Below are 21,578 nucleotides of genomic sequence, written 5' to 3'. Positions count from 1 at the left end.
GCTATCGCGGGCAAGCCCGCTCCCACAGGTATCGGGTTTACTCTGAAGGTTTTGCTCTTCGAGCCTTAAAGAATTCACTCAACACCGCGCTGCATTCCTCCGCCAACACCCCGCCCTCATACAACACCCGGTGATTCAAAAAGCCCTGGGTAAAGAACTGTCCCTGGCTCTGCACAATCCCGGCCTTGGGCTCCAGCGCGCCATACACCACCCGCGCAATCCGCGAATGCACGATCAGCCCTGCGCACATGCTGCACGGCTCAAGCGTCACGTAAAGCGTACTGCCCGGCAGGCGATAGTTGCTGGCAGCCTGGGCCGCGGCGCGGATCGCAACCATCTCGGCGTGGGCGCTGGGGTCGTTGCCGCTGATCGGGCAGTTGAAACCGCGCCCAATGATTTCACCGTCCTGCACCAGTACCGCGCCCACCGGCACTTCACCCAGTGCCGCGCCTTGAGCGGCCAGGGCCAGGGCTTCGCGCATGAAATCACGATCACGGCTGCGGTCGATAATCGCTGCGGGGCGTATCTGTCGCATCACGCCACCTCGATGGCGGCCATCAGGCCGGTTTCCATGTGGTCGACCACATGGCAGTGGAACATCCAGACCCCAGGGTTATCCGCCACCAGCGCCACTTGCGCGCGCTCGTTCTTGCCCAACAGGTACGTGTCGGTGAAGTACGGGATGACCTTGTGCCGGTTCGAGGCAATGACCTTGAAGCTCATGCCATGCAGGTGGATCGGGTGTTGATACTGAGTCATGTTCTTCAATTCGAAAATATAGCTTTTGCCCTTTTCGAGCTTGGCAATCGGTCGATCGGCGCAAGTCTTGTCGGTAATGTCCCAGGCCTTGCCGTTGATCTGCCACAGGCTTGGCGGCTTGCCGTTGTCGACGTTGACAGACACCGAGCCTACCCATTCAAAATTGAAGTTGAGTTTCTCGGCATTGGCCAGGTCCGGCTCGGCCACCGGGTTGGCGGGCAGCGCCGGCGGCCACTCGGTCGGCGCATCGGTGTTCGCCACTGAGCGGAAAGTGCCCAGGCGTACCGGGCCATTGCGCAGGGACAATTCTTCGCCGGCCGGCGGTGCCTTGATCGCCAGGCAAATGCGCATGCCAGGCCCCAGCCAGTATTCCTTGCCCAATGGGCGCGGTGCAATCGGATTGCCGTCCAGCGCGTAGATCTGCGCTTCGACGCCGGGAATGTTGAGGCGGTACGTCAGCGTGTTGTCGAGGTTGAGCAACCGTACGCGAGTGATCTGCCCGGCGGGCAAGTCGATCACCGCTTGTGAGACGCCGTTGATGGTCGACAAGCCCCCCGCCGTGCCGCCACGGGCCGCTTCACGAGGAATACTGAACGCTACGAAAGCGCCCTCTTCATCCACATGCCAGCTCTTGAGACTCAAGGTTTTTTCATATTTGAAACCGGTGGGTTCGCGCTCTTCGATAATCAAGGGGCCGACCAACCCGCGACCGAGTTCTTCGCTGCTGTTCACGTGCGGGTGATACCAGTAACTGCCGGCATCGGGCACGCGGAATTTGTAATCGAAGTACTCGCCCGGCAGCACCGGCAATTGCGAGACGTACGGCACGCCGTCCATTTCCAGCGGCAGGCGGATGCCGTGCCAGTGAATGGTGGTCGCCACCGGCAGGTGGTTAATGAAGCGCACCCGCAGCCATTCGCCCTGACGCACGCGCAATTCAGTGCCCGGCGCCGACGGGCCGAACGCCCAGGCAGGAGTCTTGTGCCCGGCCACCAGTTCGACGTCCAACGGCGCGGCGATCAGCTCATAGTCATGGCCGGCATCAGCGTCGGCCATCTTGCCCAGCCAGTAACGCGACGCGCCACCGGCCCCCACGCCAACCACCACAAGACCGGCCAGACCACCGAGTAATTGTCGACGGGTAAAGGACATGAACTCAACTACCTCACGTATCAGCCACAGGCGCGAAGGCCTGCAAAAGGCGAATACGATACACCTGCGGATGAGAAACAGTAAGGGCAGCGCGGCGGATGGTCACAGGCTGGGCGATCTTTTCGGCAGCCCGTGACGCTCTGCGTCACATCGATATCTGACTCGACAGCGGCCGTGTGGCTGGAACGCGGAGCGTCCCTTGAGGCATTTCCACGCGGAGCGTGGGAACGATCACCGTGTAGAGTTGGCGGCATCAGAATTGTCTGCCCCTCCAGCAGCATCACTCCTGTGCGAATCTTTCATTCTCAGCGACTTTGCCTTGCTCTGTGCCATTCCATTGCGCAATGGGTGTGATGTGCTGGATGTGATTGGCCGCCGGTTGCGGGCTCGGCCTTCGGACTAACGTTGCTGAATGATCGTTCCCACGCTCTGCGTGGGAATGCAGCCCGTGACGCTCTGCGTCACATCGATATCTGACTCGACAGCGGCCGTGTGGCTGGAACGCGGAGCGTCCCTTGAGGCATTCCCACGCGGAGCGTGGGAACGATCACCGTGTAGAGTTGGCGGCATCAGAATTGTCTGCTCAGCAGCCCAGCGGGAGCAAGCTGCCTCGCCACAGGCAAGCCCCTCACCACAAAGGTCCGGTTATGGCTGAAGACCGGTGATCAGATGGACCACCCCGCGCTCCAGCATCATCACTCCCGGCACCCCTGCCGCCATCAACGCCTGCCGATCCATTCGCGTCATATCCCGAAGTTCCACCCGCACCCGAGTCAGCGCCACCGGCTGTTGCGACTTGAGGTTATCCACTCCGCCCAGCGCGGCCACGACATTCGCGGTCAAACCGAAAACAGGCTGAGCCTCCACTTTCGGCTCATCCACCACCAGGTCCGGCGTCAACGCTTTCCAGAACGCCCGCTGCATTTTCTCGAACATGCTCAGTTCTCCAGAATCAATGAAGTATCGACCGTCGCCTCATGGTGCAGCCGCAATGCCTCGCGTACCTGCTCGGCACTTTCCAGGCCCAGCACCTGCTGGGCGATGGCCTGACAATCCAGCAGATCCACTTCGCGGACTGCCGCTTTGATCGCAGGAATCAACGGCACGCTCACCGACAACTCATCCACCCCAAGCCCCAGCAACAGCGGCACCGCCAGTTTTTCCGAAGCCATGGCGCCGCACACACCGACCCATTTGCCATGGGCATGAGCGGCTTTCACAGTGTTGGCGATCAGGCGCAGCACCGAGGGATGAAAACTGTCGGCCTGACTGGCCAGCCGTGGGTGATCGCGGTCCATGGCCAGGGTGTATTGGGTCAGGTCGTTGGTGCCGATGGAGAAGAAGTCCACCTCGGGCGCAAACAGATCAGCCATCAGCGCCGCCGCCGGCACTTCGATCATGATCCCCAGTTTCGGCAGTTCAGTGAGACCCAATGCCAGTGCCTCTTCTTCAAGCAGCTGACGGGCCAGTCGCAACTCCGACAACTGCGCGACCATCGGCAGCATGATGTGCAGGCGAGCCAGCCCGGCGCTGCTCAAAATCGCCTTGAACTGATCGCGCAACAGCTGCGGACGCTCCAGGCACAAACGAATCCCGCGCATGCCCAAAAACGGGTTGGTTTCGCGCTCCATCGGCACATAGGCCAATGGTTTGTCGCCGCCGACATCCAGGGTGCGCACCACCAGATTGCGCGCCGGCCCCAGGGCGCGGGCGATCGCGCTGTAAGTGGATGCCTGCTCCTCATGGCTCGGCGCGTGGTTGCGATCCAGATAAAGAAATTCCGAACGCAACAGACCAACGCCCTCGCCGCCCAGCGTCATGGCCTGTTCGGCCTCGGCCAACGACGCGATATTGGCGGTGATTTCAACGTGATGCCCATCGCGGGTACAGGCGGCCAGTCCTGCATTTTCCAGCTCGTATTGTTGGCGCTTCTTTTGTCGCTGACGATTGGCTTGCAGCTGCTCAATGGCGGCCAGCTCGGGATCCAGCTGCAACTCGCCCTTGTCGGCATCGAGCAAAACCCGGGTGCCATTGATCAATGTCAGCACCTGAACCGGCAAGCCGCAGATCGCCGGCAAACCGAAGGCCCGCGCGAGAATCGCCACGTGACTGGTGGCGCCACCACCGACCGTGGCGAACCCCAGCACCTTGCGCGTGTCCAGGCCAGCCGTCTGGGAGGGCGTCAGTTGCTCGGCAATCAGAATCGCCCCGTCCGGCAACGCCATCGCACGATCTTCTACGCCGAGAATCAACTTGAGCACCCGTTGACCAACGTCGGCCAAATCCGCCGCCCGTTCGGCCAGCAAGGCATTGCCCAGTTTTTTGAACAAGGTTGCCGTCGACTCGGTGGCCGCACGCCAGGCGAAAGCGGCGCTTTTGCCGGTGTCGATCAATGCCAGAGCCTGATCCAGCAGGCCTGGGTCTTCGAGCAGTTCCTGATGAGCTTTGAAGATGTCTGCCTGGGCGTCACCCCTGGCCTTGTCGCGTAACTGCTGCAAGGCCAGAACCGCCGCTGCCAACGCCCGGGACAGGTGCTCACGCTCAACCTGAGGACTCACACCAGATTCACTCACCTCGAGGGTCTGCTCGGCAATCTGCACCACTTGGCCAAACGCCGAGCCCGGCGATGCACAGACGCCGCGTAGCACCTTCAGCGATGAGACCTCGGCAACAACCGTCTCGACCTCTGCCATCACCGTCACGGTTTCCCCGCAACCGGCGGCCAGCAACTCGGCCAGCGTCTTGATCGCCACTTCGGCATCCGCGCCCGCCGCGCTGACCTGCAGGATGTCACCATGGGCGGTCTGCAAAGCCATGATCGCCACCAGGGATTTGGCGTTCGCGCTCTCCTGCTGTTTATGCAGGCAAATGCTCGCCGAAAAACCTTTCGCCGCTTGGGCAAACACTGCCGCGGGGCGCGCGTGCAAGCCGTTGGCATTGGGCAACGTCACCGGTTTGGAGAACAGCGCCTCGCCCTCCTCCGGCAGCGACTCACCGGACGCCACTTCGGATGGATTCAGGCTCAACAGCGGCTGGCCGCTTTCTACCATACCCGTTTCGGGCGTCAGCCAGGTGAACGGTTCGCCGCTGACCACCAGCATCAGGGTCAACAAACTGCGGGCGTTCAAGGCAATGTAATCGGCATCGAACTCGATCAGCGCCTGCCCCACTACTACCCGCTGACCTTCCTCCACCAACCGGGTGAAACCCTTTCCGGCCAGGTTCACGGTATCGAGGCCGATGTGCATCAGCACCTGCACGCCATTGTCGTCGGTGATGCTGACGGCATGCCCACTGACCTGCACATTGCTGATCACCCCGGCCAGCGGTGCGCACAAGGTTTGCGAAGTCGGATCGATGCACAGACCGTCGCCGATCACGCGACTGGAAAACACCTGATCGGGCACTTGGTCCAGCGGCATCAGCACGCCGGACAAGGGTGCCAGCAGTTGCAATTGTTGGGGTGTGGTCATGACGTCACCTGCTGTTTTGTTCTTTGAAGTGCCGATGGAGCGCGAGGCTCCGACAGCATCGCTTATTTCCACCAATACTCGACCTGCAATCCGACGTTCGAACCGTGTCGCGCTGTACCGAAAGCGCCGTTGTCAGACAACGCCGAACCCGCCGCCAGTTCATTGGCCGCCCGTTTGGCCGCCTCGTTCCAGCTGGCATAGGTGTAATACAGACGCACCTCGGGGCGCGCCCAGAATTCCGGGCCCTTGGGCGACCAGGTCGGGGCGAAAGTGAACTTGCTCAGCTTGCGCGTCCCGCCCGTGGCTTCAACCTGATCGTGGCCCAATTCGGTCACCAGTTTGATCTGCTCGGTGATCGCATAGGCCGGGCGAATCCCGAGGGAAATCCAGTTCTGATCAGCGCCATCCGGGCGAATGTCCTTTTGATAAACAGCCTCGAGCTGCCCACCGAAACGCGGCGTCACTTGCCAGTCGAAGAACTCCACCACGCGATAGCTTTTGCTGCTGTCGTCCAGCCTCACGTTACCGGTATAGCCCAACCCGGTGCCGGGGCCTTCGCCATACTGAAAGGCCAGTTTATTCCTGCCGCCCAGAAAGCCCTTCTGCACATGCTGGGTGGTGATCGCCCAACCGCGATGAGCGTCGCGGCTGTCGGGTTTGTCGATGTAGCTCAAGCCGAATTCCAACTCACCGCCGGGGTTGGTATTGAAGCCGGCGACGTTGAAATCGTGACGGTTGATGTAGTCCTTCTGGTACAGGTTGTCCTTGCGCGAGAAGGCGTAGCTGTACTTCAGACCACCGATCAGCACATCTTCGATACCGCCACCGGTGGCGCTCTGGTTCCAGTAGTAGAAGTCGGAAATGTGGATATCGTTCCGCTTGTAGTAACGCCGACCGGCCCACAGCGAACCGCCGTTGAGGCTGGGCATGTTCGCCCATTGCGCGTACAGCTGCGGCAGGCGCACCGAGCCGTTGTCGCCGTTGAATGTCAGATCCTTGTCGTACTGGTTATACAGCGATGCCATGCCGTCGACGCTGAACACCGAACCATCGTCCAGGGTGTACAGATCCTGGCGCAATTCAAGTTCAGCGTACTGCTCGCATTCGTTACCCAAGCGGTATTTGGTCTGCGCTCCCGGCAACTGGAAACACTGCTGTTTACCGCTGTTAACCGAGGTGCCGACGCCGCTGCGCAAATAACCGGCGAATTCCAGCGCCTGGGCCGACAGTGGTAATGCCAGGCACACGCCCGCCGCTACAAGGCTGCGATTTATTGTTGTTTTCAAGAACCACCTCATTATTTTTATTGTGTGATGCAGCAAAATCGGCGCGCAAAACTCCCCCGCGCAGCGTTCTGCGTGTTGTTTTAAACGGTGTTTTTATTGGTTAAGCGTTAGTGATCGCTCAGGCGCAGAACGAACGACTCATAAGGCCGAAGAAAGACCTGCCGGTTTCGTGGCGGGCAGTCCCGGTAGTTGCTGATCACCAGGCTTTGAGTCATCGCTTCGCTGATCACATCATCCGGCAGTTCGACTTCGCACGGCGTGCCATAGAAGTTGTTCAGCACCAGCAATCGCTCGCCATGGCCTTCACGCACGTACGCCCAGATTCGCGTGTGCTCAGGCAATAATTGCCGGTACACACCGTCGGACATCAGCGTTTCACTGTGGCGCAGGGCAATCAGTTGACGGTAGTGATGCAGCACGGAATCCGGATCGTCGAGTTGGTGAGCGACATTGATCTGCGCCGCGTTGGCCGGTACACCGATCCAGGGCTCGACCGCGCTGAAGCCGGCGTTCGGCTCGGCGTTCCAGTGCATCGGCGTGCGACCGTTGTCCCGGGACTTCTGCATGATCGCCGCCATATTGTCGGCGTCGCTGCTACCGGCTTCGCGCTTGAGCCGGAAGATGTTCAGGGTTTCGACATCGCGGTACTGATCGATATGATCGAAGCCCGGATTGGTCATCCCCAGCTCTTCACCTTGATACACGAACGGCGTGCCCTGGAGGAAATGCAGCGCCGTGCCGAGCATCTTTGCCGATACCACTCGATGCTCGCCGTCATGACCAAACCGCGAGACTACGCGCGGCTGATCATGATTACACCAGAACAACGCGTTCCAGCCGCCGCCAGCCTGCATGCCGGTTTGCCAGTCGGAGAGGATGCGCTTGAGTGCGAGGAAGTCGAAATCGGCGCGAACCCACTTTTGCAGGTTCGGGTAATCCACCTTCAAGTGATGAAAGTTGAAGGTCATCGACAGTTCTTTTGACTCTGGCCGCGAATAGCGGATGCAGTGTTCCAGGCTGGTGGACGACATCTCGCCGACGTTGATCAGATCATGACCTTCGAACACTTCGCGGTGCATCTGCTGCAAGTAGTCATGGACGTTCGGGCCGTCGGTGTAGAAGCGCCGACCATCGGTGTTGTCCTCAGGGAAATCCGCCGGTTTGGAAATCAGGTTGATCACGTCCAGACGGAAACCGCCCACACCTTTGTCGCGCCAGAAACGCATCATCTTGAAGACTTCGGCGCGCACCTGGGGGTTGTCCCAGTTCAGGTCGGCCTGCGTGTGGTCGAACAAGTGCAGGTAGTACTGACCGGTCTGGGCCTCGTACTCCCAGGCCGAACCGCCGAACTTGGATTCCCAGTTGTTCGGCTGATCGCGCCAGATGTAGAAATCACGGTAAGGGTTGTCGAGGCTGCTACGGGCCTGCTGGAACCAGGTGTGCTCGATCGAGGTGTGGTTGACCACGATGTCGAGCATCAATTTGATCCCGCGCTTGCCCGCCTCGGCAATCAGCAACTCGCAGTCGGCCATGGTCCCGTAGCTTGGATCGATGGCGTAGTAATCGCTGATGTCGTAACCGTTATCGCGCTGGGGTGAACGCAGGAACGGCGTGATCCACAGGCAATCGACACCCAGCCAGTGCAGGTAATCGAGCTTGGCCACGACGCCGAGCAGATCCCCCGTGGGGTTGCCGGCGTGGCTGTGAAAACTCTTCGGGTAGATCTGGTAGATCACCGAACATTGCCAGTCTTGCATGGCGGGATTCCTTCAGTAAGTTTTGTGCTGGCCTTGGGGGCCTCTTCGCGGGCAAGCCTCGCTCCTACAGAAGCGCGCTCCGTTGTAGGAGCGAGGCTTGCCCGCGAATGGATCTATCAAGCGACCCGATACCCGGGCCGGACAATCCTCATGCTCAAGCCGCAGGTCAGAACAAACGGCACGACCAGAGCAATCACCATCCCAACCACGAACATCGGAATGAACTGCGGAATGATCGAGATGAAACCGGGCAAGCCGCCGACGCCGATCGCCGAGGCCTGGACCTTGTTCATCGACAGGAAGATGCAGCCCAGCGCCGAGCCGATCAGGGCGGCATAGAACGGAAATTTGTAGCGCAGGTTGACCCCGAACATCGCCGGTTCGGTGATACCGAAGTAGGCAGAAATCGCCGAGGTCGAGGCCATGCTTTTGTCCCGCACGCTGCGGGTCATGTAGAACACCGCCAGTGCCGCGCTGCCCTGCGCAAGGTTCGACATGACGATCATCGGCCAGATGAAGGTGCCACCCTGGGTGGAGATCAGTTGCAGGTCGACCGCGAGAAACATGTGGTGCATGCCGGTGATTACCAGCGGTGCGTAGAGCAGGCCGAAAATCGCGCCGCCGATCATGGGCGCGAGGTCGAACAGGGTGACCACGCCTTCGGTGATGAGTATCCCCAGATGGCGAGTCACCGGGCCAATCACTGCCAACGCCAGCACGCCGGTGACGACGATGGTGGTGATAGGCACCACCAGCAATTGCACCGCGTTAGGCACTCGCGCCCGCAGCCATTTTTCGATGACGCTCATCACATAGGCCGCCAGCAGGATCGGCAGGATTTGCCCCTGATAACCGACTTTCTCGATCTGAAACATACCGAGAATGTCGAAGTACGGCAGGCTCTGCCCTTCCAGCCCCGCCACCGCTTTGCCATAGTTCCAGGCATTGAGCAGATCCGGGTGTACCAGCATCAGGCCGAGCACGATGCCGAGGATTTCGCTGCCGCCAAAGCGCTTGGCCGCCGACCAGCCCACCAGCGCCGGGAGGAACACGAAAGAGGTGTTGGCCATCAGGTTGATCAGGCTCCAGAGCCCGTCAAGCTTGGGGTAGGCATCCAGCAAGGTCTTGCCCTCGATGAACATGCCTTTGGCGCCGATCAGGTTGTTGATGCCCATCAACAGGCCGGCAATGATCAGTGCCGGGAGGATCGGCATGAACACGTCGGAAAACACCCGAACCAATCGCTGCATCGGGTTGATCTTGTCGGCACTTTTCTGTTTAACGTCGGCGATGGTCGAGGCGGCGAGACCGGTTTGCCGGCGCAGCTCGGCGTAGACCTTTTCCACTTCGCCGGGGCCGATGACCACCTGGAACAGGCCGCCGGTATAGAACGATCCCTTGACCAGATCGATCTGGTTCAGCGTGGCGCTGTCGACCAGGCTCGGGTCCTTGAGGGCCAGGCGCAGCCGTGTGACGCAATGCGCGGCCTGCTCGAGGTTGTCGCTGCCACCGAGGCTGTGCAGCAGCTCGGAGGCGATATTCGGATAGTCGTGGCTCATGATTGTCCTTGCGCTGTTGTTTTTTGTTATTGGCAGCACGCCGAAGCGAAAAGTACTCGTCTGTACGAGTTAAAGCAACAACTCGTACAGACGAGTTTGATTTTGTTTATCCTGAACCCGACAGGCGGCGACATTTCCTACCTCCGAAGTCAAAGAAACCCAAAGCCGCATGGACAAACTCCTACCCTGCCCTTAAGGTTCAAAACCTTCAGCACAGCCCGGCACAGAGCTCTCCCCATGAGTAAATACAACCAGATCTACAGCGATCTGCTTGCCAGCATCACGACCGAACGTCTGGAACGCGGCGCCCGACTGCCCTCCGAAACTGAATTGATGGACAGCTATCAGGCCAGCCGCGGCACTGTGCGTAAAGCCATCGAACAATTGCAGGAGCGCGGTTTCGCCCAGAAAGTCCACGGCAAAGGCACTTTCGTCCTGTCGACCAACCCGATCGAATTTCAGCTCGGCGGCATCGTCAGCTTCCAGGAAACCTACCCGCGACTGGGCAACGACGTCAGCACCGAGGTGGTCGAATTCACCCAGATCCCCCTTGAAGGCGCGCTGCTCGAACACATCAAGGCTGAAGCAGGCAGCCTGATCACGCGGATCATGCGCGTGCGCCGGATCGACGGAAAAAGGGTGATCCTCGACATCAACCATTTCGTCAGCGATGTGATTCCCGGCCTGTCCCGCGATATCGCCGAACAATCGATCTACGCCTTCATCGAGCAGACCCTGCAACTGCAAATCGCCTACGCGCAACGCACCATCGAGGCGGTGCCCTGCAGCAAACATGACCGGCAACATTTGGACCTCGACGATCAGAGCCATGTAATCGTGGTGAGTAACCAGACGTTTTTGCAGGATGGCCGGCAGTTCGAGTACACCGAATCACGGCACACGCTGGACAAGTTCTACTTCTCCGACGTCGCCCGGCGCTGAAACGCGAAAGGCCCCGTGAACTCGTGTTCACGGGGCCTTTCATTTGTTACGGACGATCAGTTAAAGCCGGGATCGCTCCCACTCCGTTGCAAATATTTAAACCGGCGAAAGTTCGCGATTTTCATCTTGAACGCTGCGGGTCCACTGAGCCAAAAATGCCGCCAGCTTTTCTTCAATATGGCTCTCGACGGTTCGCAAACGAAGCAAGGGGATATCGCATTTTTGCAGGATGCTGTTTTTCAGGGCGTCTCGCTCGACCTGTTCAGTCTCACCATGAGAGCCCCCATCGACTTCGATTACGCCCAGCGGTTTTTTCCCTACTTTGTAATAGAGCACGAAATCGCAGCTGGCCTTGTTTTTCATGAAAGTCAGTTCCCGTGCCGTCAATAATTCATTGGCGAGCGAGGCTAGCTGTATCAACTCAATCTGAGTGTGAAACATCATCGATCGGCAGGCATCCTGAGCAAGCGCTTCACGAAGTAGCTGCGCCACTATCTGTTCGGATTTGAACGATGAATCATTCGGCCGAAGTCTTGCATTAAGACGTTCGAGCGATTGGTCGTATTCTTTGTAGAGCAGGTCGAAGGCTGATATCACAGGTGCGCGGTGGAGTTGCTCTTGTTCCGCATAGTATTCGATGTACCGCACCAGCGCGGCGATATGCCCGTTGTTCGCGGTGAAGACTTCGTCGCCCGTGACCAGGGTGAACCGATTTTTTGCTCTGGATACCGCCACATTGACCATGCGAGGGTCATCCACGAACGCCAGGAATTTCGGCGTTGTGCTCTTTTTGTCCAGCACGGTGGAAAAGACGATCTCGTCGCACTCGCGGCCCTGGAACTTGTGAACGGTGTCTTTGACGAAATCATCAGGCAAAAGCGTGCCCGAAAGCGTGGCCTGGTTCCTGAACGGAGCAATGAAACCTCTGCCGTCCTCGCCCTCCCATGCACTTTCGCCCTCTCCTTCCAGCACTGCCAGAAGCGAGTCCAGCTCCCGTAGATTGGTTTTGCGTCGTGTGTGGTTTCCCTTGGCGGTGACCAGCAATAACAACGGCTTTTCCCCGCGGTCCTGGGTCATCGGAACCAGTTGATTGTCGTAAAACTGCTGATTGCAGAACTGAATGATCTGCGGGTGACAGCGATAGTGCTCTTTCAATAGCGTCATCGGGATCGAATCATTGAACACACTGACGCACGAATCGAGCAGGCTGTACTTCTCGCAATCGTAGTGGTCCATGGGCGCCGCCATGCCCAGCTCTGCCGGGATGTGCGCCAGCTGTTTTCTGTCGCCGACGATGATCAGGTTCTTCGCACAGCCCAGCGCCAATATTCCTGGAACAATGTCCTGTTGCGAGGCCTCGTCGATGATGACGTAGTCGAGCATAGCCCCGCCTTCAAGCGAGTTGATGATCGAATGCGTACTGCTGGAAATGATCGGATAGCGCTTCAGGAACTCATCAAACTTGCGTTTATAAGTCTTGGCATCAAAGGGTTCCGGGTCCGGTACATGCTGATGCAAGTGCTGCTTCAGATACTTCATCGAAGCGCTCGTCAACTCATCCAGCAGCGTCTCGTATTTGCCGAGGCGCAACGCTTCCTGAAGGGTGGCCAATGCCGTTTTTCTTTGCAGCAGTGCCTTGTCATAGTAGTGAAGCTGCAGGCTATAGAAGATCGATTTGCGCTTTGCCCAGTCATCGAATGGCTTCATCCGCAGAATCTTGAAATTGAACAGCAGCTCGATTCTGTCCTTGATCCTGACGCGGTCGCCTGCAAGATGTGTCAGGTAAGCCATCAGATCCGCTGCCTTTTGCGGGGAGAGCTTGTACTTGTCCAGGGCGACGGGTGCCTGCACGCCGTTATCCTGCTGCCATTGCAGAAGATAGCGCCGCTCCACCTCCAGCTCATGGATTTCAATCTGCAACAGGGCTACCGAGTTCCGGGTCTGAAGCAATTGCTTCAACTGCTGCAAGACGACCTGGATGCGTTCCATCGAAGGCGTGGCTTCGGGAACCGTAAGAGGTCGAGGGCAAGGATTGGCGAAGAATGCCTCCCGGTTTTCTTTGCTACCCAGCTCGGCTACAAGATAATTCAACCCGGACTTGCCCAGTTTTTCACAGACATTCGCGACGGCCGCGTTGTTGTTGGACACCACCGCCACGTTTTTTCCACGCAACAGAATATTGGTGATGATATTCAGAATGGTCTGTGTCTTACCGGTACCGGGAGGCCCTTCGATCAGACTGATCTGCGAGGTGAAGGCCTGCTCGACGGCTTGAAGCTGGCTTTCATTGATGCCAAAAGGAAAGATGAAGTCGCCCGTTTGTGCCTGCCGTCCATTCTGCCCGGTGCAGTAGGCGTGCAACGCCGTGTCCGCGCATGACGGTATTGCGCTCAGCTGGCGCAGCACATTTTCGGCGATGACCTTATCCACCGGTTTCACGGCCTTTTCAACCCGGCCGTTGGCCACGGAAAGGAAATAGTGGAAGGTCGGCTCGTCCTTCATCTTCGTCGGCTCGACAAGCTCGATAGCATCCATCTTGAACACGTAACTTGCCGTGCTTCCGGGATACTGAATGACGGCATATTTCTCGCCATAGATCACAGCGCTCTCGATGCCGCTTACCAGCGAGCTGCCTTTTTTTCGCAGAAGCTGGCCTTTCACCTCTCGGGTAGGAACGACCTTGCAGTCCCCCAGCGGGCTAGGAAAACTCTTGCCGGAGGGAAAGTGGCAAGTCAGCGAGAATCCACCGCGCCTGTCACTCTTTATTGTCCAGTCTTTGATCTGCCGGGTCTTATCTTCACCGCACACGTAGATGGAAACCATATATCCCTTAAGCAGGCTCGTTCAAAGCCTGTAAACATCCATGTTGTCGGAATCCGGATCCAACGAACCGGCGAATTTGACACTATTTTGACATCATCCTTTGTCCAAGTACCAGCTTCCAGTTGGCGCGCCGAACAGACAGGTCGGTCCTGCAATCCGTAAACATTTTGCTCCAGATGCAACAAGGGCGCCTCTCGGCGCCCTTGTTGTTCAGCTTATTCCCACTCAATCGTCGCCGGCGGCTTGCTCGACACGTCGTAAGTGACGCGGGAGATGCCTTCGATTTCATTGATGATCCGGCCGCTGACAGTTTCCAGCAGTTCGTAAGGCAGGTGAGCCCAACGCGCGGTCATGAAGTCGATGGTTTCCACGGCACGCAGGGCCACGACCCAGGCGTAACGACGGCCATCGCCGACAACGCCAACCGATTTCACCGGCTGAAACACTACGAACGCCTGGCTGACTTTGTGGTACCAGTCGGCTTTGCGCAGTTCTTCGATGAAGATGTGGTCGGCGCGACGCAGCAGGTCGGCGTATTCCTTCTTCACTTCACCGAGGATCCGCACACCCAGGCCCGGGCCCGGGAACGGGTGACGGTAGACCATGTCGTACGGCAGGCCGAGTTCCAGGCCCAGACGACGGACTTCGTCCTTGAACAGCTCGCGCAGGGGTTCAACCAGCTTGAGGTTCATTTCTTCCGGCAGGCCGCCCACGTTGTGGTGCGACTTGATCACGTGAGCCTTGCCGCTTTTCGCGCCAGCCGACTCGATCACGTCCGGGTAAATGGTGCCTTGGGCGAGGTATTTGATGTTATCCAGTTTATTGGATTGGGCATCGAAAACGTCGATGAAGGTACGGCCAATGATTTTGCGCTTCTTCTCTGGGTCGCTTTCGCCTGCCAGATTGTCGAGGAACTGGTCCTCGGCGTTGGCGCGAATCACTTTGACGCCCATATTCTCGGCGAACATGGCCATCACTTGCTCGCCTTCGTGCAGGCGCAGCAGGCCGTTGTCGACGAAGACGCAGGTCAACTGGTCGCCGATAGCCTTGTGCAGCAGCGCGGCAACCACCGAGGAGTCAACGCCGCCGGACAAGCCGAGCAATACGTTGTCGGTACCCACCTGGGCGCGGACCTGGGCGATGGCGTCTTCAGCAATCTTCGACGGTGTCCATAGCGCTTCGCAGCCGCAGATGTCGAGGATGAAGCGCGAGAGGATGCGACCGCCTTGCTTGGTGTGGGTTACTTCCGGGTGGAACTGCACGCCGTAGTAGCCGCGAGCATCGTTGAACATGCCGGCAATCGGGCAGCTCGGGGTGCTGGCCAGGATGTGGAAGTCTTCCGGCAGCTTGGTGACCTTGTCACCGTGGCTCATCCACACGTCGAGGCCGAACAGGCCATCGGCGTCGATGTGGTCTTCGATGCCGTCCAACAGGCGGCTCTTGCCGACCACGTCAACGCGGGCATAACCGAACTCACGCAGCTCGGAACCTTCGACCTTGCCACCCAGCTGTTCCGCCATGGTCTGCATGCCGTAGCAGATACCGAAGACCGGTACGCCCAGGTCAAACACCGCTTGCGGGCAGCGCGGGCTGTCGGCTACGTGCACGGACTCGGGGCCGCCGGCGAGAATGACGCCTTTTGGAGCGAATTCGCGAATCGCGTCGTCGTCCATGTCGAACGGATGCAGTTCGCAATACACGCCGATTTCACGCACGCGGCGGGCAATCAGCTGGGTGTACTGGGAACCGAAGTCGAGGATCAGGATGCGGTGAGCGTGAATGTCGAGGGCCATGATTCAGTCTCGTCTAAGTAATTCAGAAACAGTCGTGATTCAGAAACAACTCGGGGCTGAATAGAACAGCCCCGGTTGCTTAACGATTTGCTGGAAGCCTCAACCTACGCGGTAGTTTGGCGCTTCTTTGGTGATTTGTACGTCGTGAACGTGAGACTCGGCCATGCCAGCGCCGGTGATCCGCACGAACTCAGGCTTGGTGCGCATTTCTTCGATATCGGCGCTACCGGTGTAGCCCATGGAAGAACGCAGGCCGCCCATCAGTTGATGGATGATGGCGCTCAGGGTGCCCTTGTACGGAACACGCCCTTCGATGCCTTCCGGAACCAGTTTCTCGGCGCCTGCCGAGGAGTCCTGGAAGTAACGGTCGGAGGAACCTTGAGCCTGAGACATGGCGCCCAGCGAACCCATGCCGCGGTAAGCCTTGTACGAACGGCCCTGGAACAGTTCGATCTCGCCTGGCGCTTCTTCGGTACCGGCAAACATCGAGCCCATCATCACGCAGGAAGCACCGGCAACGATGGCCTTGGAGAGGTCACCGGAGAAACGGATGCCGCCGTCGGCGATCAACGGAACGCCTGTGCCTTCAAGGGCAGCGGCGACGTTGGCGATGGCACTGATTTGCGGAACGCCCACACCGGCGACGATACGGGTGGTGCAGATCGAGCCCGGGCCGATACCGACCTTGACTGCGTCAGCGCCGGCTTCGGCCAGAGCCTTGGCGGCAGCGCCGGTGGCGATGTTGCCGCCGATGACCTGCACTTCAGGGAAGTTCTGTTTGACCCAGCGAACGCGGTCGATCACGCCTTTGGAGTGACCGTGAGCAGTGTCGACCACCACCACGTCAACACCGGCGTGGACCAGGGCAGCTACGCGGTCGCCGGTGTCTTTACCGGTACCGACTGCAGCGCCAACGCGCAGACGACCTTGATCGTCCTTGCTGGCCAGCGGGTAAGCCTTGGCTTTTTCGATGTCGTTGACGGTCATCATGCCTTTGAGGGCGAATTTGTCGTCGACGATCAGCACGCGTTCGATACGGTGCTTGTGCAACAACTCACGGACGTCGTTCTTGTCGGCGCCTTCCTTGACCGTGACCAGACGCTCTTTAGGCGTCATCACTTCACGGACGCTGGCGTCCATGCGGTTTTCGAAACGCACGTCACGGGAAGTGACGATGCCGACCAGGTCGCCATCGTGCAGTACCGGAACGCCGGAGATGTTGTGCTGGCGGGTGAGTTCGAACAGTTCACGAACCGTGGCGTCAGCCTCGATGGTGATCGGGTCCTTGACCACGCCGGCCTCGTACCGCTTGACCTTACGCACTTCGGCAGCTTGCTGCTCGATGGTCATGTTCTTGTGGATGATACCGATGCCACCTTCCTGAGCCATGGCAATTGCCAAACGGGCTTCAGTAACGGTGTCCATGGCAGCAGAAACCAGTGGAATATTCAGCTCGATGCCACGGGTAAGGCGGGTCTTGAGACTGACTTCGTTAGGAAGAACCTCGGAATAACCGGGCACTAAAAGAATGTCGTCGAAGGTCAGAGCTTCTTGGCTGATACGCAGCATCGCGGGGGCTCCCGAGCGGGAAAATGGAAGCGCGCCATTATAGTCAGACACCCCCTCGGGTTCAATGTAAAACTCTGTCTATTATCGACGCAGTGATCGACGGAGGTTTTGGCACACAAATCCCGTAGGAGCGAGGCTTGCCCGCGAAGGGGCCATCACTGGCGCCAAAAGCTTCGCGGGCAAGCCTCGCTCCTACAGTTACAGTTCGACTTTGACCCAACTCACCGGTTGATCCAGCCAGTCGGCAAATTCGTCGATGAAGCTCTGCTTGAACCCGGCCTCGAGCCAGTTGTTGAAAATGAACCCCAGGTTGGAAAAGCCGCATTCCTGCAAGAACAGAAACCCGTTGATGTCGTCTTCATGTCCGCATTCAGGGCACGTGAAGTTGTCGGTGCGCCCCGGCATCCACTCTTCCAGGCTTTCGAACAGCGCTTCGCCGATTTCCTTGCGGCACTCGGCGCAGCCGGCTTCTTCGAGGAATCCCTTGGCCGGTGTATAGATGCAGCGCTTGGTGATGATTTCCAGGCCATTGATCGGCTCGCCGAACGGCAGCGCGTCAGGGTGCAGGACCACCGCGCGGGCACCGTCGGCGAGGGCGTGGGCCATGCGATTGCCGGTGCGGCCACAGGTGGTCAGTTCTTCTTTGATGATGTTCTTGCGCACCAGCCAACGCACGACCGCCCGGGCCCGGGGTTCGTGTACCGGCAGGGTGGAGATTTTCGGGACGATGATGCTTTGGGAATTCATGGTGCAAGCCTACTGCGTCAGATGGATATTTCTGCGGCGTGCCGGAGGACGCTTTCGCGGGCAAGCCTCGCTCCTACAGGATTAGTGTCGTTCAATAAATTTGCGAACGGCATCAATCCTGTAGGAGCGAGGCTTGCCCGCGAAGGCGCCAGGGCGGCCGGCAGCTTAATCCCTGACGAAATCCGGTCAAGTACTCAAATAACGCCCGATCAAGGCAATCCCGCTGGCCAGCACCAGCCAGGTCACCAGCCGCACGAATGCCTCGCGGGACAATTTCAGGGTCAACCGCCGGCCGATCCACAACCCCAGCGCCATCGCTGGCAACAAACACAGCGCCAATACCAATAAGGGTAGCTCGGCATACACACCGGCGATGGCAAACAGGCTCAAACGCACCACGGTGCTGCAACTGATCAGCGCACTCTGGGTCGCCCGGGCCGCGTCCTTGGGCAGCCGACTGTTCAAATAGATTGCATATAAGAAGCCGCCACTGCCAAACAGCGCCCCGAACATCCCGCCCACCGTGCCCATCGGCACCGCCCACCCGCCGGACAATTGCGCCGGACGGGTTTTAATCCACAGGCTGTGAACCGCATAGGCGCTGATAAACAGCCCCATCAACAGCAGCAAAACATCGGATTTCAGGTTCAGCAGAAAAATCACCCCCAACGTGCAGCCCGCTGCCATGCACGGCAGCAATCGCAGCAATTCGGGCCTCGCCACATCCCGTCGCGAGGGCAGCAGATTGCCGAATGCCGCGACGAAATCCAGCAGCACCAGCAGCGGCACGATTTTCGACAGCGGCATGAACAGGATCAGAATCGGCCCCGCCACCAGCGCGGTGCCAAAACCGGCGATGCCGAATACGATGTAGGCCAGGGCAACGCCCAACCCGATCACCAGCCAATCCATCGCACCGAACGGCCATTGGTTTAACAGCTCAAGTACATTCATTTACACACCTTCCTTGAATACTCCCGCAGGATCCCACAACCACCGCAACTCATGTAGGAGCTGCCGCAGGCTGCGATCTTTTGATCTTGATTTTCGGCGCGGCTGAAATTGTAAGATCAAAAGATCGCAGCCTTCGGCAGCTCCTACAGGTCAATAGGGTGTCAGATAGTCCCTGGTCGTGCATTGCGCAGGAGATTGCCTTTATCATGCGCCCCATGATTAAAGATCCCTTTGCAAGACTCGGCCTGGACCGGGAAGTCCTGACTGTCAGCCAGCTCAATGGCCGCGCGCGGGTGTTGCTCGAAGACGTGTTCAGCAACATCTGGGTCGAAGGCGAAATCTCCAACCTCGCCCGCCCGGCGTCCGGCCATGTGTATTTCACCCTCAAGGACAGCGGTGCCCAGGTGCGTTGCGCGCTGTTCCGGCAGAACGCCGCGAGGGTTCGCCAGGCGTTGAAGGACGGCTTGGCGGTCAAGGTGCGTGGCAAGGTTTCGCTGTTTGAAGGTCGTGGCGACTACCAACTGATTCTCGACACCGTGGAACCGGCCGGTGACGGCGCCCTGCGTCTGGCGTTTGACGCGTTGAAGGAAAAGCTCAGCGCCGAAGGCCTGTTCAGCGCCGAGCGCAAAGTGCCCCTGCCGGCGCACCCGCAACGCATTGGCATCATCAGTTCGCCCACCGGCGCGGTGATACGCGACATCATCAGTGTGTTCCGCCGCCGCGCGCCGCAGATTCGACTGACGCTGATTCCCACCGCCGTGCAAGGCCGCGAAGCCACCGCGCAAATTGTCCGCGCGCTGAAACTGGCGGATGCCCGCGGTTTCGACGCGTTGATCCTGGCCCGTGGCGGCGGTTCGCTGGAAGACCTCTGGTGTTTCAACGAAGAAGCCGTGGCGCGCGCCGTGGATGCCTGCGTGACACCGATTGTCAGCGCTGTCGGCCATGAAACCGATGTGTCGATCAGTGACTTCGTCGCCGACGTCCGCGCCCCGACACCGTCCGCCGCGGCCGAACTGCTCGCGCCGGATTCCAGTGATCTGGTGCGTCGCCTCGAAAGCCTGCATCGGCGCCTGGTGATGCGCATCCGCGACCGTTTGATGCGCGATCGGCTGCGTCTGGAAGGCATGGCCCGGCGCCTGCGCCATCCTGGGGAACGTCTGCGTCAGCAAGCACAACGTCTGGATGATCTGGACATGCGCATGCGCCGCGCGTTCGAACGCAGCCTCAATACCCGTCGCGAACGTTTGATCCGCCTGGAAACCCGCCTCGCCGGCCAACATCCGGGGCGTCAATTGGCGATGCTTCGCCAACGCCTCGACAGCCTCGCCGAGCGCCTGCCCCGAGCCATGCGTGAAGGGCTTAAATCCCGCCGGCTGCAACTGCAAAGTCAGATGCAAACGCTGCACGTGGTCAGCCCGTTGGCGACTCTCGCGCGTGGCTACAGCATTCTGCTGGACGAGCGCGGCAACGCGATTCGCAGCGCCGCGCAGACCCATACCGGCCAGCGCCTGAAAGCCAAACTGGGTGAAGGCGAACTGCAAGTGCGCGTCGAAGACAATCACCTGACGCCTGTCACCCTTTCTTTACTGGATTGATCCATGCCGCGTTTTTTAGCTCCCCTGCTGTTGCTGTGCCTGACCTTCAACGCCCACGCCGACAGTTACATCACCCGCCTGTTGAACAAACCGGTGCCGGGTGGCGTGGCGGTGGTGGACCTGGGCAGCTCCGCCCAGGCCCCCAAAGCCAGCTATCAAGGCAAACCGGTATTGGTGGTCAAGGAACAGAACAACTGGCTGGCCATCGTCGGCGTGCCGCTGACTGTCAAACCGGGCAGCCAGTCGCTTAGCAGCGGCGGTCGTAACCTGAACTTCACCGTCGGCGGCAAGAAATACCCGGAACAGCACATCACCCTGAAAAACACCCAGCAGGTCAATCCGAACCCGGAGAATCTCAAGCGTATCGAGGGTGAGCTGGCGGAGCAGATCCAGGCCTACCGCAGCTTCAGCCCGAACACCCCGAGTAACCTGCTGCTGGATAAACCAGTCAACGGGCCGCTGTCGAGCAAGTTCGGCGTACGCCGTTTTTTCAACGGTGAAGAACGCAATCCTCACGCGGGCCTCGACTTCGCGGTGCCTGCCGGCACGCCAATCAAAACCCCGGCTGCCGGCAAGGTGATCCTGATCGGTAACTACTTCTTCAACGGCAATACGGTGTTCGTCGACCACGGCCAGGGCTTCATTAGCATGTTCTGCCACATGTCGAAGATCGACGTGAAAGTTGGGCAGCAATTGGCGCGTGGTGGTGTGGTCGGCAAAGTCGGCTCCACCGGGCGCGCGACCGGGCCGCATATGCACTGGAATATCAGCCTGAATGATGCACGGGTGGATCCGGCGATTTTTATTGGGGCGTTTCAGCCATAAATAGTTGTTGAGGCTACCGGCCTCTTCGCGGGCAAGCCACGCTCCTACGGATTTTTGGTGATCGCAGCATGTGACACGACGCAAATCCGTAGGAGCGAGGCTTGCCCGCGAAGGCGATATCACAGGCACCCTTCAATTGCGCATCACTCAAACCTCGCGCAAATATCAATATAATTTTCGAGCCAAACCGCAATAAAATCTCAATAAACTCGACTTTTCGAGTATTCCTCTCAATTTTTTTCGACTGCTTGCCATCCTTCACCCCTGCGGTTAGGGTTGAAGGCATGAAAACCTCTCACACCCTCATTCAGCTCCGCCAGCACTGCAGCCTGTGCCTCGTCAGT

General features: G+C 59.0%; 15 protein-coding genes. 3 read left to right on the top strand and 12 right to left on the bottom strand.

The genetic code is table 11. The annotated features are described in order from the left end of the window. Positions 1 to 37: 37 nt before the first annotated feature. The 7 genes from tadA to treP form a co-directional block, all read right to left on the bottom strand. Complete coding sequence (tadA, locus tag NHU87_RS14725; RefSeq protein WP_253549767.1) at positions 38 to 535, bottom strand: tRNA adenosine(34) deaminase TadA; 498 nt, start codon at positions 533 to 535, stop codon at positions 38 to 40. Beyond that, positions 535 to 1,911: a multicopper oxidase family protein gene (locus NHU87_RS14720; protein ID WP_253549764.1), complete on the bottom strand. Its 1,377-nt coding sequence runs from the start codon at positions 1,909 to 1,911 to the stop codon at positions 535 to 537. Before NHU87_RS14720 ends, tadA begins: the two co-directional genes overlap by 1 nt. Before the next feature lie 645 nt (positions 1,912 to 2,556). After that, positions 2,557 to 2,847 (bottom strand): PTS transporter subunit EIIB, encoded by a 291-nt coding sequence (locus NHU87_RS14715; protein WP_253549762.1) that lies wholly within the window; start codon positions 2,845 to 2,847, stop codon positions 2,557 to 2,559. 2 nt (positions 2,848 to 2,849) lie between these two features. Continuing rightward, a complete protein-coding gene (gene ptsP / locus NHU87_RS14710) occupies positions 2,850 to 5,384 on the bottom strand; it encodes a phosphoenolpyruvate--protein phosphotransferase (RefSeq protein WP_253549760.1) in 2,535 nt (844 codons plus the stop codon). A gap of 62 nt (positions 5,385 to 5,446) precedes the next feature. Next, on the bottom strand, positions 5,447 to 6,670 hold the full coding sequence (locus tag NHU87_RS14705) for a maltoporin (RefSeq protein ID WP_253549757.1): 1,224 nt from the start codon (positions 6,668 to 6,670) through the stop codon (positions 5,447 to 5,449). A 107-nt stretch (positions 6,671 to 6,777) separates the two neighbouring features. Beyond that, the gene (treC, locus tag NHU87_RS14700) at positions 6,778 to 8,427 is read right to left on the bottom strand and encodes an alpha,alpha-phosphotrehalase (RefSeq protein WP_253549754.1); all 1,650 of its coding nucleotides are present in this window, start codon (positions 8,425 to 8,427) and stop codon (positions 6,778 to 6,780) included. A 116-nt stretch (positions 8,428 to 8,543) separates the two neighbouring features. Beyond that, entirely contained in the window at positions 8,544 to 9,986 is a 1,443-nt protein-coding gene (treP, locus tag NHU87_RS14695; RefSeq protein WP_253549751.1) for a PTS system trehalose-specific EIIBC component, read from the bottom strand. 237 nt (positions 9,987 to 10,223) lie between these two features. Between treP and treR the strand changes: the two genes are divergently transcribed. Continuing rightward, positions 10,224 to 10,928, top strand: coding sequence for a trehalose operon repressor (gene treR, locus NHU87_RS14690; protein ID WP_253549736.1), 705 nt, complete (start codon positions 10,224 to 10,226; stop codon positions 10,926 to 10,928). Between the two features lie 96 nt (positions 10,929 to 11,024). Here treR and NHU87_RS14685 read toward each other — a convergent pair whose 3' ends face one another. From NHU87_RS14685 to NHU87_RS14665, 5 genes are all read right to left on the bottom strand, one after another. Beyond that, entirely contained in the window at positions 11,025 to 13,751 is a 2,727-nt protein-coding gene (locus NHU87_RS14685; RefSeq protein WP_253549733.1) for an AAA domain-containing protein, read from the bottom strand. A 215-nt stretch (positions 13,752 to 13,966) separates the two neighbouring features. Then, positions 13,967 to 15,544 (bottom strand): glutamine-hydrolyzing GMP synthase, encoded by a 1,578-nt coding sequence (gene guaA, locus NHU87_RS14680; protein WP_253549730.1) that lies wholly within the window; start codon positions 15,542 to 15,544, stop codon positions 13,967 to 13,969. Positions 15,545 to 15,643: 99 nt separating this feature from the next. Continuing rightward, positions 15,644 to 17,113 carry an IMP dehydrogenase gene (gene guaB / locus NHU87_RS14675; RefSeq protein WP_030129862.1) on the bottom strand — a complete coding sequence of 490 codons (1,470 nt, stop codon included), beginning with the start codon at positions 17,111 to 17,113 and terminating at the stop codon, positions 15,644 to 15,646. A 198-nt stretch (positions 17,114 to 17,311) separates the two neighbouring features. Beyond that, a complete protein-coding gene (locus tag NHU87_RS14670; protein WP_253549728.1) occupies positions 17,312 to 17,860 on the bottom strand; it encodes a sugar ABC transporter ATPase in 549 nt (182 codons plus the stop codon). 186 nt (positions 17,861 to 18,046) lie between these two features. After that, positions 18,047 to 18,814 carry a sulfite exporter TauE/SafE family protein gene (locus NHU87_RS14665; RefSeq protein ID WP_253549725.1) on the bottom strand — a complete coding sequence of 256 codons (768 nt, stop codon included), beginning with the start codon at positions 18,812 to 18,814 and terminating at the stop codon, positions 18,047 to 18,049. 215 nt (positions 18,815 to 19,029) lie between these two features. Between NHU87_RS14665 and xseA the strand changes: the two genes are divergently transcribed. Together xseA and NHU87_RS14655 are read left to right on the top strand one after the other, a co-directional pair. Next, on the top strand, positions 19,030 to 20,409 hold the full coding sequence (xseA, locus tag NHU87_RS14660) for an exodeoxyribonuclease VII large subunit (RefSeq protein WP_253550089.1): 1,380 nt from the start codon (positions 19,030 to 19,032) through the stop codon (positions 20,407 to 20,409). A 3-nt stretch (positions 20,410 to 20,412) separates the two neighbouring features. After that, positions 20,413 to 21,234, top strand: a complete 822-nt coding sequence (locus NHU87_RS14655; RefSeq protein ID WP_253549722.1) for a M23 family metallopeptidase — start codon at positions 20,413 to 20,415, stop codon at positions 21,232 to 21,234. Positions 21,235 to 21,578 lie beyond the last annotated feature (344 nt).

Origin of the sequence: Pseudomonas mandelii (genome assembly GCF_024138395.1) — a bacterium.
Taxonomy (GTDB): domain Bacteria; phylum Pseudomonadota; class Gammaproteobacteria; order Pseudomonadales; family Pseudomonadaceae; genus Aquipseudomonas; species Aquipseudomonas mandelii_E.
This window is presented reverse-complemented; position numbering and strand designations above follow the sequence as displayed.

Excerpts from the sequence above, each read along its gene's own strand:
- treP (WP_253549751.1), bottom strand. The coding sequence starts at position 9,986 with ATGAGCCACGACTATCCGAATATCGCCTCCGAGCTGCTGCACAGCCTC.
- ptsP (WP_253549760.1), bottom strand. The coding sequence starts at position 5,384 with ATGACCACACCCCAACAATTGCAACTGCTGGCACCCTTGTCCGGCGTG.
- tadA (WP_253549767.1), bottom strand. The coding sequence starts at position 535 with ATGCGACAGATACGCCCCGCAGCGATTATCGACCGCAGCCGTGATCGT.
- treC (WP_253549754.1), bottom strand. The coding sequence starts at position 8,427 with ATGCAAGACTGGCAATGTTCGGTGATCTACCAGATCTACCCGAAGAGT.
- NHU87_RS14670 (WP_253549728.1), bottom strand. The coding sequence starts at position 17,860 with ATGAATTCCCAAAGCATCATCGTCCCGAAAATCTCCACCCTGCCGGTA.
- NHU87_RS14715 (WP_253549762.1), bottom strand. The coding sequence starts at position 2,847 with ATGTTCGAGAAAATGCAGCGGGCGTTCTGGAAAGCGTTGACGCCGGAC.
- xseA (WP_253550089.1), top strand. The coding sequence starts at position 19,030 with ATGATTAAAGATCCCTTTGCAAGACTCGGCCTGGACCGGGAAGTCCTG.
- NHU87_RS14665 (WP_253549725.1), bottom strand. The coding sequence starts at position 18,814 with ATGAATGTACTTGAGCTGTTAAACCAATGGCCGTTCGGTGCGATGGAT.
- NHU87_RS14655 (WP_253549722.1), top strand. The coding sequence starts at position 20,413 with ATGCCGCGTTTTTTAGCTCCCCTGCTGTTGCTGTGCCTGACCTTCAAC.
- guaA (WP_253549730.1), bottom strand. The coding sequence starts at position 15,544 with ATGGCCCTCGACATTCACGCTCACCGCATCCTGATCCTCGACTTCGGT.
- guaB (WP_030129862.1), bottom strand. The coding sequence starts at position 17,113 with ATGCTGCGTATCAGCCAAGAAGCTCTGACCTTCGACGACATTCTTTTA.
- NHU87_RS14685 (WP_253549733.1), bottom strand. The coding sequence starts at position 13,751 with ATGGTTTCCATCTACGTGTGCGGTGAAGATAAGACCCGGCAGATCAAA.
- treR (WP_253549736.1), top strand. The coding sequence starts at position 10,224 with ATGAGTAAATACAACCAGATCTACAGCGATCTGCTTGCCAGCATCACG.
- NHU87_RS14720 (WP_253549764.1), bottom strand. The coding sequence starts at position 1,911 with ATGTCCTTTACCCGTCGACAATTACTCGGTGGTCTGGCCGGTCTTGTG.